Below are 10,771 nucleotides of genomic sequence, written 5' to 3' on the forward strand. Positions count from 1 at the left end.
GGGGGGCGGGGCCGCGCGGTCAGGCGGAACGCCAGCGTTCCACTTCCTCGACCAGCGCCAGCACTTCGGCGTAGCGGTTGTACAGCGGTACCGGGGCGATGCGGATCACGTCCGGCTCGCGCCAGTCGCCGAGGAAGCCGCGCTCGCGCAGGTGCTCGAACAATGCCCGGCCGCGCTCGCGGCCGCCGGCCACGCGCAGCGACAGCTGGCAGCCGCGGCGCTGCGGATCGGCGGGGGTGACCACCTGCAGGGTATCGGCCAGGCGTTCGTGGATCAGCCGCTCGAGCAGGCCGGTGAGGCGCTCGGACTTGGCGCGCAGCGCGGCCATGCCGCCGGCGCGCTCGAACTGCTCCAGCGAGGCGCGCAGCGGCGCCATCGCCAGCACCGGCGGGTTGGAAAGTTGCCAGCCCTCCGCGCCCGCGGCCGGCACGAACTCCGGCGCCATGCGGAAGCGGGTGGAGGCCTCGTGGCCCCACCAGCCGGCCATGCGCGGCAGCCCGGCGTTGCCGTGGCGCTGGTGGACGAAGCAGCCAGCCACCGCGCCGGGGCCGGCATTGACGTACTTGTAGTGGCACCACACCGCGAAGTCGGCGCCGGCGTCGTGCAGCGCCAGCGGCAGGTTGCCGACGGCGTGGGCGAGGTCGAAGCCGGCCCAGGCGCCCTGGGCGTGCGCCAGCGCCGCGATCCGCGCCAGGTCGAAGGCCTGGCCGGTGCGGTACTGGATGCCGGGCCACAGCACCAGGGCCAGGCGCGGGCCATGCGCGGCGATGGCCCGGGCGATGGCTTCGTCCGACAGCGTGCCGTCGGGTTGGTCGGCCTCGACCTCGACCAGGCACTGCGCCGGGTCCAGCCCGTGCAGCCGGATCTGCGATTCCACCGCGTGGCGGTCGGAGGGGAAGGCGCCGGCTTCCATCAGCACGACGCTGCGCCGGGCGTCGGGGCAGTAGAAACTGGCCAGCATCAGGTGCAGGTTCACCGTCAGCGTGTTCATCGCCACCACTTCCTCCGGCAGCGCGCCGACCAGGCGCGCCAGCGGATCGCGGACCAGGCGGTGGTAGTCCATCCACGCGGTGTCGCCGTTGAAGTGGCCTTCCACCGCCTCGGCGGCCCACTTGTCCAGCACCTCCAGCACGTGCGCGCGCGCCGCGCGCGGCTGCAGGCCCAGCGAGTTGCCGACGAAGTAGTGCTGCTCGCCGCCGCCGTGGGGCGGGATCAGGAACTCGTCGCGGAAGCCGCGCAGCGGGTCGGCGGCGTCCAGTTCGCGCACCTGCGCGGCGATGTCGCTCATCGGGCCTCCTCCACGGCCGGGCGCGGCGCGGCGGCGCGCGGCGGATGCACGTGGCCGCACTGGCCGCAGGTGCGCCTGTCGAGCGAGCCGTAGAAACGCTCGAACACCGGGGGGAAGTCGCGCTCGATGTCCTGCAGCTGGAAGAACTCCTCGTACAGCTTGTGGTTGCAGCGCTCGCAGTACCACAGCAGGCCGTCGCGCTCGTGCGCCAGGCGCTTGCGCTCCACCACCAGGCCGACACCGCCGGCCATGCGCTGCGGCGAATGCGGCACCCGCGGCGGCAGCATGAACACCTCGCCGGCGCGGATCGGGATCTCGCGCAGCGAGCCGGGGCCACCCTCGCGGTTTTCCTGCACCCGCAGCACCATCTCGCCTTCCAGCTGGAAGAACCACTCCGGGCCCTCGTCCCAGTGGAAGTCGGTGCGCGCGTTCGGGCCGCCGACCACCATCACGATGAAGTCGCCGTCGTGGATGCACTTGTTGCCCACGGGGGGCTTGAGCAGGTGGCGGTGTTCCTCGATCCAGGCCTGCAGGTTGATCGGGGCGGAGAACATGGCGGCTCCTGCTGGGGAAGGGGTCAGCGCAGTTCGTGGTCCTGGCGGATCCGGGCCAGGGCGGCCTCGTACTTCGGCTCCAGGTCCTCGATCCGGTCCACGTCCATGCCCAGGTGGTGGACGCGGCCGTCGCGCAGGCTGTAGACCCAGCCGTGCACGGTCAGTTCCTGGCCACGGTCCCAGGCGTCGCGGATCACGTGGGTCTTGCACACGTTGACCACCTGCTCGAGCACGTTGAGCTCGCACAGGCGCGCGTGCTGCAGCTCGGTGTCGCCGGCCTGGTGCAGGCAGTCGGCGTGGTGCTCGGCCACGTCGGTCACGTGGCGGATCCAGTTGTCGACCAGGCCCAGGCGCTGGCGGGTCAGCGCGGCGTACACGCCGCCGCAACCGTAGTGGCCGACGACGAGGATGTGCTTGACCTTCAGCACGTCCACCGAGAACTGGATCACCGACAGGCAGTTGAGGTCGGTGTGCACGACCACGTTGGCGACGTTGCGGTGGACGAAGACCTCGCCCGGGGCCATGTCGATGATCTGGTTGGCCGGCACGCGCGAGTCCGAGCAGCCGATCCACAGGTATTCGGGGGCCTGCTGCTTGGACAGGCGGGTGAAGAACTCCGGGTCCTCGGCGCGGACGCGCTCGGACCAGGCGTGGGTGCGGAGGATCAGGTCGTGGAGGTCTTCGCTCATCGCCGCATTATCTACGAGCCGGGCGCGCGCGACACGTTCACCCCCGGCGCCGCGCCAGGCGTTCAGCCATCAGCGCGGCAACCCGTGCCGCATCCTCGCCGGGCAGGGCGCGCAGGCCGTCGATCGCGCCCTGCACATTCGCTGGCGGGTGGTTCTGGTTGAGCTTGAACTTCAGCTCGATCCGCTGCGCGCGGAAGCGGAAGCCGACGATGCCGCGCAGCTGCGATCGCTGGCGCGGATCGGCGTGGTCGTAGGCCCAGTCGCCGCCAACCTCGCGCTCGAAGCGTTCGCCCAGCCGCGCGACCAGGCCGGCGAGCGCGGCTTCGTCGGTGAACGGCTCCAGCGTGCCGTACAGGTGCGCGGCGGCGTAGTTCCAGGTCGGCACCCGCGCCGCTTCCGCCTTGTCCGGATACCAGCCGGGGGAGATGTAGTGGTGCGGGCCGTGCACGATGGCGAGCGCCTGGCCGCCATGTCCCGCCTGGGGATTGGGGCCCGCCCAGTGGCCCTCCAGTTCCACGGCCTCGCCTTGGCGGCGGTAAAGCACCGGCAGGTGCGAGGCGAACGGCAACCCGTCGCCGCCGGTGGTGACCAGGGTGACGAACGGATCGCGCGCCAGCAGGCCGTCGAGCCCCGCCAGGTCGGTTTCGGCGAAGGCGCGCGGCGCGTACATGGCTCAGGCCCGCTTGCCCAGGCTCAGCGTCATCAGGGGGATCAGGGCGGCGTCGTCCGCGGCCCGCGGCGGGGCGACCTCGTCCAGCGAGAAGCCGCGCTCCAGCGCGTCCTCCTCGTCCAGGCCGCCGAACTCGACGAAGCCGGCGTCCAGCAGCATCGAGCGGGCGGTGTCCTCGCTGTCGTAGGCGTGCACGGTGCCGGCGTGGTCCAGGACCTCGGCGGTGCCGGCCTCGCGCTCGCGCAGGCGGGCCCAGTGCAGGGTGCGGCCGAGGGTGGCCAGCCACCAGGTGTCGTGTGTCATGGGCTTGCCTCCGAGACCAGCCAGAGCAGGGCGGCCATGGCCAGCCCCGCGAAAACGGTGATGAGCGCGACCCGGGCCGGGGTGGCCAGGCCGCTGAGGGAACGGTCGCCGACGGCGCGGTAACGCCCGCTGAGCAGCCAGGCCAGCGCCGCCGGCGCCAGGAACGCGCCGGCGCCGAAGTCGGCCGCGGTGCCGGCGTGGCGATCGCGGATGTGGACCAGGGTCAGCGGCCAGAAGATCACGAAGGCCGTTGCCCCGGCGATGGCCACGCCCACGAAGCAGAGGGCAAGGAATAGGAGCATGGGGCGTGATTGGTGGTTCGTGACTGGTGGATGGCGGCCCGCTGGCCCCGGGGGAGCGCGCGGGCCACGCGGATCAGAACTCGGCGTTGCCGGGCGCGCGGGGGTAGGCGATGGCGTCGCGGATGTTGGACAGGCCGCAGGTGTAGACCACCAGGCGCTCGAAGCCAAGGCCGAAGCCGGCGTGCGGCACGCCGCCGTAGCGGCGCAGGTCGCGGTACCACTGGTAGTGCTCGGCCTCCAGGCCGAACTGGGCCATGCGCGCGTCTAGCACGTCCAGGCGCTCCTCGCGCTGGGAGCCGCCGATGATCTCGCCGATGCCCGGGGCCAGCACGTCCATCGCGGCGACGGTCTTGCCGTCGTCGTTCAGGCGCATGTAGAAGGCCTTGATGTGCTCGGGGTAGTTCATCACCACCACCGGGCGGCCGACGTGCTCCTCGGTCAGCCAGCGCTCGTGCTCGGTCTGCAGGTCCAGGCCCCATTCGACCGGGAAGTCGAACTTCCTGCCGGAAGCCTGCAGCAGCTTGATCGCTTCGCTGTAGTCGATGCGCTCGAACGGCGAGTTGACGAACGACTCCAGGCGGGTGATCGCGTCCTTCTGCACCCGCTCGGCGATGAAGGCCATGTCGTCGGCGCGTTCGGACAGCACGGTGCGGAACAGGTACTTGAGGAAGTCCTCGGCCAGGTCGGCGTCGTCGTTGAGGTCGGCGAAGGCCACCTCCGGCTCGATCATCCAGAACTCGGCCAGGTGGCGGGTGGTGTTGGAGTTCTCGGCGCGGAAGGTCGGGCCGAAGGTGTAGACCTTGCTGAGCGCCAGGGCGTAGGCCTCGACGTTGAGCTGGCCGGACACGGTCAGGAAGGTTTCCTTGCCGAAGAAGTCGCGCGAGAAGTCGACCTCGCCGTCCTTGGTGCGCGGCAGGTTGGCCAGGTCCAGGGTCGAGACCCGGAACATCTGGCCGGCGCCCTCGGCGTCGGAGGTGGTGATGATCGGCGTGCTGATCCAGTAGAAGCCGCGCTCGTGGAAGAAGCGGTGCACGGCCTGGGCCAGACAGTGGCGGATGCGGGTGACCGCCCCGAACAGGTTGGTGCGCGGGCGCAGGTGGGCGTACTCGCGCAGGTATTCCAGCGAGTGCTGCTTGGGCTGCATCGGGTAGGTCAGCGGGTCCTCGACCCAGCCGACGACCTCGATCCTGGAAGCCTGGATCTCGAAGCTCTGGCCCTGGCCCTGCGACGGCACCAGGGTGCCGGTGGCCACCACCGAGCAACCGGTGGTCAGGTGCTTCACCTCGGATTCGTAGTTGGGCAGCGTGGCCGGGGCCACGACCTGGATCGGGGCGAAGCAGGAGCCGTCGCTGACGTTGACGAAGCTCAGTCCCGCCTTGGAATCGCGCCGGGTACGCACCCAGCCGCGTACCGTGACCTCGCCGCCGGCGGCCACCTTGCCCGCGAGTGCATGTTCGACGCTGACCACCGTCATGGCTTGAATCCTTGTGTCGTGGAGCCCAACTGGAAGGGCGGAAGTGTAGCGGTTGCAAGCGGTGGCAGGCGAGGCGCCGTGCCGTCCGGCCCGCTGCGTTCCAGTCCCCGGGCCGCGGCCCGGGCCGCAGGCGCCTATAATGGGCATGCAGTTTTCCGGAGGTTCCGCATGGCCGTCACCCTTACTCCCGCCGCCCTGGAGCGCGTCCGCCGCTTCCTGGAGCGCGACCCGCAGGCGCTGGGGCTGCGCTTCGGCGTGGAGCGCACCGGCTGCTCCGGCTGGGGCCACGTGGCCGACCTGGCCCGCGACCAGCGCGACGGCGATACCGTGTTCGAGCAGGACGGGGTGCGCATCTTCGTGGACGCCACCAGCCTGCCGCTGGTGGACGGCACCGAGATCGACTTCGCCCGCCAGGGCCTGGGCGAGGCCTTCCTGTTCCGCAATCCCAACGCCAAGGCCGAGTGCGGCTGCGGCGAGAGCTTCACCACCGAGCACGCCTGAGCACGGACCGCCGGCCGCCGCGGTCGGCCCATTGCGTCCAAGTCCCTGAGCCGGCATAATTTCCGGCTTCCCCGCGCCTGTGCGCAGGCGCCGGGGTCCCTTGCCCCACCGCTTCCGCCAGGTCGACGGGGGGCTGCCAGGCCCGCAAGGGCAGCATCCACAAGGAAAACACAATGCGTCATTACGAAGTCGTGTTCCTGGTCCACCCGGACCAGAGCGAGCAGGTGCCGGCGATGATCGAGCGCTACAAGGGCCTGATCGAGAACGCCGGTGGCACCATCCACCGCCTCGAGGACTGGGGCCGCCGCCAGCTGGCCTACCCGATCCAGAACCTGGTCAAGGCCCACTACGTGCTGTTCAACGCCGAGGTCGGCCAGGCCGCCATCGACGAGCTGGTCGAGACCTTCCGCTTCAACGACGCGATCCTGCGCCACCTGGTCATCCGCCGCGACGGCCCGGAGACCGAGCAGTCGCTGATCATGAAGAGCAAGGACGAGAAGGGCGACAAGCCCGAGCGTGGCGAGCGCCGCCGCCGTGACGAGGAAGGCGAGGGCAACGCCGCCTCCGCCGAAACCGACGGCGACAACGCCGAAGCCGCCTAAGGAGCACATCCCATGTCCAAGTTCTTCCGCCGCCGCAAGTTCTGCAAGTTCACCGCCGAGGGCGTCAAGGAGATCGATTACAAGGATCTCAACACCCTGCGCCAGTACCTGACCGAGAACGGCAAGATCGTCCCGAGCCGCGTGACCGGCACCAAGTCGCGCTACCAGCGCCAGCTGGCCACCGCGATCAAGCGCGCCCGTTTCCTGGCCCTGATCCCGTACACCGACAACCACGACATCTGATGCGTGGCCCCGCCGGAGCCGCACCCGCGTGCGGCTCCCGGCGCGTCCGCGCCAGCTGCCTGGCTGCACCCCATACCGTCCGATCCGGACAGCACGCGTTGCCGCGCCCCATGCCGCGGCTAACGGATAGAGGAGCAACACCATGGAACTGATCCTTCTGCAGAAGGTCGTCAACCTCGGCAACCTGGGTGACAAGGTCACCGTGAAGCCGGGCTACGGCCGCAACTACCTGGTCCCGCAGGGCAAGGCCGTGCCGGCCACCGCCGCCAACCTGGCCGAGTTCGAGGCCAAGCGCGCCGAGTACGAGGCCAAGGCCAAGGCGCTGCTGGACGAGGCCCAGGCCCGCCTGGCCAAGCTGGAAGGCGCCAGCGTCACGGTCAAGGCCAACGCCTCGACCGAGGGCAAGCTGTACGGTTCGGTCGGCCCGCGCGACATCGCCGAGGCCTTCACCGCCGCCGGCCTGCCGCTGGAGAAGAGCGAGGTCATCATGGGCGAGGGCCCGATCCGTCACGTCGGCGAGTTCGAGGTGCAGGTCGCCCTGCACGCCGACGTCGAGACCACGGTCAAGGTCGTGGTCGAGCCGGAAGCCTGATCGGCCCCGGCCGCAGGACCCCACGGAGGGCGCCGCAAGGCGCCCTTCGCTTTTGTGGCCGTCTCGCCCGGCGAGATGTCCACGCGTTATGCACAGGGTTATCCATGGCGGAGGCCCGGGCCCCCGCATAGGATGGCTAGCCGTTTCACCTGATCCACCCGGCCGGGCGCCGCCCGCGCCGGCCACCCGAGGAACCGACCGAATGTCCGCACGCCCCGGCTTCCGCAAAGACCGCGAACGCGACCGCGATGGCGGCGACGGCCGCATCGAGCAGCTGCGCGTCCCGCCGCATTCGGTGGAGGCCGAGCAGGCGGTGCTCGGCGGCCTCATGCTGGCGCCGGAGTCCTACGACACCGTCGGCGACGTGCTGGTCGAGAAGGACTTCTACCGCCGCGACCACCAGCTGATCTACCGCGCCATCCGCGAACTGGCCGAGAAGAACCAGCCGTTCGACGCGGTGACCCTGGGCGAGTGGTTCGATTCGCAGGGGTATTCGGAGCAGATCGGCGGCGGCGCCTACCTGGTCGAGCTGGCCACCACCACGCCGTCGGCGGCCAACATCCGCGCCTACGCCGAGATCGTGCGCGACAAGGCGGTGCTGCGGCAGCTGATCGAGGTCGGCACCGGGATCGTCAACGACGCCTTCCAGCCGGAAGGCCGCGACAGCGCCGAGCTGCTGGCCAGGGCCGAGCAGGAGGTGTTCGCGATCGCCGAGGCCGGCGCGCGCGGGCGCAGCGACTTCACCGGACTGAACACCGCGCTGCGCGACGCCTTCGAGGTGCTGCAGAAGCGCTTCGAGAGCGGCGGCAACATCACCGGCCTGCCGACCGGCTACACCGAGTTCGACAACATCACCGCCGGCCTGCAGCCGACCGACCTGATCATCCTGGCCGCGCGCCCGGCCATGGGCAAGACCACCTTCGCGCTGAACATCGCCGAGTACGCGGCGATCAAGTCGAAGAAGGCGGTGGCCGTGTTCTCGATGGAAATGTCCGCGGCGCAGCTGGCGCTGCGCCTGATCTCCTCCAACGGCCGGGTCAACGCCCAGCGCCTGCGCACCGGCCAGCTGGAGGACGAGGACTGGAGCCGGGTGACCGCGGCCATCCGCATGCTCAAGGAGACCAAGATCTTCATCGACGACACGCCGGCGCTGTCGCCGGACGTGCTGCGCTCCAAGTGCCGCCGCCTCAAGCGCGAGCACGGCCTGGGCCTGGTGGTGATCGACTACCTGCAGCTGATGCAGGTGCCCGGCAACAGCGAGAACCGCGCCACCGAGATCTCGGAGATCAGCCGTTCGCTCAAGGCCCTGGCCAAGGAGCTGAACGTGCCGGTGATCGCGCTGTCGCAGCTCAACCGCTCGCTGGAAACGCGCACCGACAAGCGCCCGGTGATGGCCGACCTGCGCGAATCCGGCGCCATCGAGCAGGACGCGGACATCATCCTGTTCATCTACCGCGACGAGTACTACAACAAGGAAAACTCGCCGGACAAGGGCCTGGCCGAGGTCATCATCGGCAAGCACCGAAGCGGTCCGACCGGCTCGGTGAAGCTGAAGTTCTTCGGCGAGTACACCCGCTTCGACAACCTGGCCAACGACGCGGTCGGTTCGTTCGAGTAGCCGTCCGTCGGAAGCGGCCCCGGCGAACATTGTCCGTTCACGGGGCCCGGCATACGATGCCGCACGCAGCGGCCCTGGCCGCCCCATACGCATCAAGGAACCGTCATGAACATCCGCAAGCAGACCCTGACCCTGCTCGGCACCGCCGCCCTGGTCGCGGCCGTGGCCGCCGGCTGCCAGACCACCAACCCGTACACCGGCGAGCAGCAGATGAACCGCACCAGCAAGGGCGCGCTGATCGGCGCGGGCATCGGCGTCGCCGCCGGCCTGCTGACCGGCAACAGCGCGGTCGAGCGCCGCCAGCATGCGCTGATCGGCGCCGGCGTCGGCGGCCTGGCCGGCGGCGCGGTCGGCGCCTATCAGGACCGCCAGCAGGCCGCGCTGCGCGCCAAGCTGCAGGGCACCGGCGTGAGCGTCACCCGCAACGGCGACAACATCACCCTGAACATGCCCGGCAACGTGACCTTCGCGTTCAACAGCTCCAACCTCGACCCGCAGTTCTACCCGGTGCTGAGCAGCGTGGCCGACGTGCTCAAGGAGTACGACAAGACCGTGGTCGAGGTCGCCGGCCACACCGACAGCATCGGCAGCGACGAGGTCAACCAGCGCCTGTCCGAGCAGCGCGCCAGCGCGGTCACCCAGTTCCTGGTCGCGCAGGGCATCAACTCGCAGCGCTTCATCACCATCGGCGCCGGCAAGCGCTATCCGATCGCCAGCAACGACACCGAGGCCGGCCGCGCGGCCAACCGCCGGGTCGAGATCACCCTGGTGCCGGTGCGTTCCTGATCCGGGACCGGATGCCGCACCCGAAGGGGCCGCGCAAGCGGCCCCTTTCCTTTTGCGCGGCGGTGCCGGGGTTGCCGCGCACCGCCGCGTCCGCGCCGGGCGCCGGGCTCAGCCCACCACTTCCTCGAGGATGCGCTTGCCCTCGCGCACGCTGGCTTCTTCCTTCCCGGCCTCCCTGGCCGCCTCGGCGGCGCAGCGCGAGGGGCAATGGACCAGCATGTAGTCGGCGTTGGAGCTCAGGCGCTCGACCAGGAAATCGACGAACGCGCGCACCTTCGGCGACATCACCCGGCCGCGCGGGAACACCGCGCTGAAGTCCACCTCGGGTCCGGTCCAGCCCGCCAGCACGCGGCGCAGCGCGCCGCTTTCCACGTACGGCTTGGCGGCCACGTCGGTGGCCAGGGTCAGGCCCTCGCCGCACAGCACCGCGCCGATCAGCGCGGAGGGATCGTTGGCGACCATCAGCGGGTTGATCGGGTAGTCGGTCACGCCGTTGCCGTCGCTCAGCGGCCAGGTGATGCGCGTCGGGTGCGAGTGGTAGTGCTTGCGCACGGCCAGGATGCGATGGTGCTGCAGCTCGTCCGGATGCAGCGGTTCGCCGTGGCGCTCGATGTAGGACGGGCTGGCGAACACCTGGGTGCGGAAGCCGGCCAGCCGCCGCGCGATCAGGGTCGAGTCGGGCAGCGGACCGATGCGCAGGGCCACGTCGATCTCGCTGCCGATCAGGTCCACCGGGTCGTTGCTCATGTGCATGTCGAGCCGGATCTCCGGGTACTGCGCGTGGAACTGCCCCAGCAGCGGCGAGATCCAGGCGATGCCGATGGAGTAGGGCACGGTGAAGCGCAGCCAGCCGCGCGGGCCGCCCTGCAGCTGGCCGACCGCGCCTTCGGCTTCCTCCAGTTCCTGGGCGATGCGCTGGCAATGCTCGAAGTACACGTTGCCGGCCTCGGTGAGGCCGAGCCGGCGCGTGGTCCGGTGCAGGAGTTGCGCGCCCAGGCGCGCTTCCAGGTCCTGCACCTTGCGGCTGACGGTGGTCTTGGGCAGGCCCAGGGCCCGGGCTGCGGCGATGAAGCTGCCTTGCTCGACCACCTTGACGAAGACGAGGGTGTCGTTGAGGTCGTACGCCATGGGGGATTCCGAGGGGGGGGG

General features: G+C 70.3%; 14 protein-coding genes. 6 read left to right on the plus strand and 8 right to left on the minus strand.

Translation table 11 applies throughout. From position 1 onward, the window contains the following. Nucleotides 1–19: 19 nt before the first annotated feature. The 7 genes from kynU to asnS all read right to left on the minus strand — a co-directional run bounded on the left by kynU (nt 20) and on the right by asnS (nt 5,280). Nucleotides 20–1,288: a kynureninase gene (gene kynU, locus B351_RS0110320; RefSeq protein WP_019398962.1), complete on the minus strand. Its 1,269-nt coding sequence runs from the start codon at nt 1,286–1,288 to the stop codon at nt 20–22. Further along, the gene (locus B351_RS0110325) at nt 1,285–1,842 is read right to left on the minus strand and encodes a 3-hydroxyanthranilate 3,4-dioxygenase (protein ID WP_019398963.1); all 558 of its coding nucleotides are present in this window, start codon (nt 1,840–1,842) and stop codon (nt 1,285–1,287) included. Before B351_RS0110325 ends, kynU begins: the two co-directional genes overlap by 4 nt. A gap of 23 nt (nt 1,843–1,865) precedes the next feature. Continuing rightward, on the minus strand, nt 1,866–2,531 hold the full coding sequence (gene can, locus B351_RS0110330) for a carbonate dehydratase (RefSeq protein ID WP_019398964.1): 666 nt from the start codon (nt 2,529–2,531) through the stop codon (nt 1,866–1,868). Between the two features lie 37 nt (nt 2,532–2,568). Further along, nucleotides 2,569–3,201 carry an FMN-binding negative transcriptional regulator gene (locus B351_RS0110335; protein WP_019398965.1) on the minus strand — a complete coding sequence of 211 codons (633 nt, stop codon included), beginning with the start codon at nt 3,199–3,201 and terminating at the stop codon, nt 2,569–2,571. 3 nt (nt 3,202–3,204) lie between these two features. Further along, entirely contained in the window at nt 3,205–3,504 is a 300-nt protein-coding gene (locus tag B351_RS0110340; protein ID WP_019398966.1) for a hypothetical protein, read from the minus strand. Further along, on the minus strand, nt 3,501–3,806 hold the full coding sequence (locus B351_RS0110345; RefSeq protein ID WP_019398967.1) for a hypothetical protein: 306 nt from the start codon (nt 3,804–3,806) through the stop codon (nt 3,501–3,503). The genes B351_RS0110340 and B351_RS0110345 overlap by 4 nt, the downstream gene beginning before the upstream one ends. Nucleotides 3,807–3,879: 73 nt before the next feature. Further along, entirely contained in the window at nt 3,880–5,280 is a 1,401-nt protein-coding gene (gene asnS, locus B351_RS0110350) for an asparagine--tRNA ligase (protein ID WP_019398968.1), read from the minus strand. Between the two features lie 168 nt (nt 5,281–5,448). On the opposite strand from asnS, the gene B351_RS0110355 reads away from it, so the two are divergent. The 6 genes from B351_RS0110355 to B351_RS0110380 all read left to right on the plus strand — a co-directional run bounded on the left by B351_RS0110355 (nt 5,449) and on the right by B351_RS0110380 (nt 9,622). After that, nucleotides 5,449–5,781, plus strand: a complete 333-nt coding sequence (locus B351_RS0110355) for an iron-sulfur cluster assembly accessory protein (protein ID WP_019398969.1) — start codon at nt 5,449–5,451, stop codon at nt 5,779–5,781. A 173-nt stretch (nt 5,782–5,954) separates the two neighbouring features. Continuing rightward, a complete protein-coding gene (rpsF, locus tag B351_RS0110360) occupies nt 5,955–6,383 on the plus strand; it encodes a 30S ribosomal protein S6 (protein WP_026010598.1) in 429 nt (142 codons plus the stop codon). A gap of 12 nt (nt 6,384–6,395) precedes the next feature. Next, complete coding sequence (rpsR, locus tag B351_RS0110365) at nt 6,396–6,626, plus strand: 30S ribosomal protein S18 (RefSeq protein WP_019398971.1); 231 nt, start codon at nt 6,396–6,398, stop codon at nt 6,624–6,626. A gap of 142 nt (nt 6,627–6,768) precedes the next feature. Next, on the plus strand, nt 6,769–7,218 hold the full coding sequence (gene rplI / locus B351_RS0110370) for a 50S ribosomal protein L9 (protein WP_019398972.1): 450 nt from the start codon (nt 6,769–6,771) through the stop codon (nt 7,216–7,218). Nucleotides 7,219–7,420: 202 nt separating this feature from the next. Continuing rightward, nucleotides 7,421–8,836, plus strand: a complete 1,416-nt coding sequence (locus B351_RS0110375) for a replicative DNA helicase (protein ID WP_019398973.1) — start codon at nt 7,421–7,423, stop codon at nt 8,834–8,836. Between the two features lie 105 nt (nt 8,837–8,941). Continuing rightward, nucleotides 8,942–9,622, plus strand: a complete 681-nt coding sequence (locus tag B351_RS0110380; RefSeq protein WP_019398974.1) for an OmpA family protein — start codon at nt 8,942–8,944, stop codon at nt 9,620–9,622. Nucleotides 9,623–9,730: 108 nt separating this feature from the next. Here the strand turns inward: B351_RS0110380 and B351_RS0110385 are convergent, their stop codons facing one another. After that, on the minus strand, nt 9,731–10,750 hold the full coding sequence (locus B351_RS0110385) for a LysR family transcriptional regulator (RefSeq protein ID WP_019398975.1): 1,020 nt from the start codon (nt 10,748–10,750) through the stop codon (nt 9,731–9,733). Nucleotides 10,751–10,771: the final 21 nt, after the last annotated feature.

It is taken from the genome of Pseudoxanthomonas sp. GW2 (assembly GCF_000283075.1).
Classification (GTDB): domain Bacteria; phylum Pseudomonadota; class Gammaproteobacteria; order Xanthomonadales; family Xanthomonadaceae; genus Pseudoxanthomonas.

Excerpts from the sequence above, each read along its gene's own strand:
- kynU (WP_019398962.1), bottom strand. The coding sequence starts at position 1,288 with ATGAGCGACATCGCCGCGCAGGTGCGCGAACTGGACGCCGCCGACCCG.
- B351_RS0110325 (WP_019398963.1), bottom strand. The coding sequence starts at position 1,842 with ATGTTCTCCGCCCCGATCAACCTGCAGGCCTGGATCGAGGAACACCGC.
- can (WP_019398964.1), bottom strand. The coding sequence starts at position 2,531 with ATGAGCGAAGACCTCCACGACCTGATCCTCCGCACCCACGCCTGGTCC.
- B351_RS0110335 (WP_019398965.1), bottom strand. The coding sequence starts at position 3,201 with ATGTACGCGCCGCGCGCCTTCGCCGAAACCGACCTGGCGGGGCTCGAC.
- B351_RS0110340 (WP_019398966.1), bottom strand. The coding sequence starts at position 3,504 with ATGACACACGACACCTGGTGGCTGGCCACCCTCGGCCGCACCCTGCAC.
- B351_RS0110345 (WP_019398967.1), bottom strand. The coding sequence starts at position 3,806 with ATGCTCCTATTCCTTGCCCTCTGCTTCGTGGGCGTGGCCATCGCCGGG.
- asnS (WP_019398968.1), bottom strand. The coding sequence starts at position 5,280 with ATGACGGTGGTCAGCGTCGAACATGCACTCGCGGGCAAGGTGGCCGCC.
- B351_RS0110355 (WP_019398969.1), top strand. The coding sequence starts at position 5,449 with ATGGCCGTCACCCTTACTCCCGCCGCCCTGGAGCGCGTCCGCCGCTTC.
- rpsF (WP_026010598.1), top strand. The coding sequence starts at position 5,955 with ATGCGTCATTACGAAGTCGTGTTCCTGGTCCACCCGGACCAGAGCGAG.
- rpsR (WP_019398971.1), top strand. The coding sequence starts at position 6,396 with ATGTCCAAGTTCTTCCGCCGCCGCAAGTTCTGCAAGTTCACCGCCGAG.
- rplI (WP_019398972.1), top strand. The coding sequence starts at position 6,769 with ATGGAACTGATCCTTCTGCAGAAGGTCGTCAACCTCGGCAACCTGGGT.
- B351_RS0110375 (WP_019398973.1), top strand. The coding sequence starts at position 7,421 with ATGTCCGCACGCCCCGGCTTCCGCAAAGACCGCGAACGCGACCGCGAT.
- B351_RS0110380 (WP_019398974.1), top strand. The coding sequence starts at position 8,942 with ATGAACATCCGCAAGCAGACCCTGACCCTGCTCGGCACCGCCGCCCTG.
- B351_RS0110385 (WP_019398975.1), bottom strand. The coding sequence starts at position 10,750 with ATGGCGTACGACCTCAACGACACCCTCGTCTTCGTCAAGGTGGTCGAG.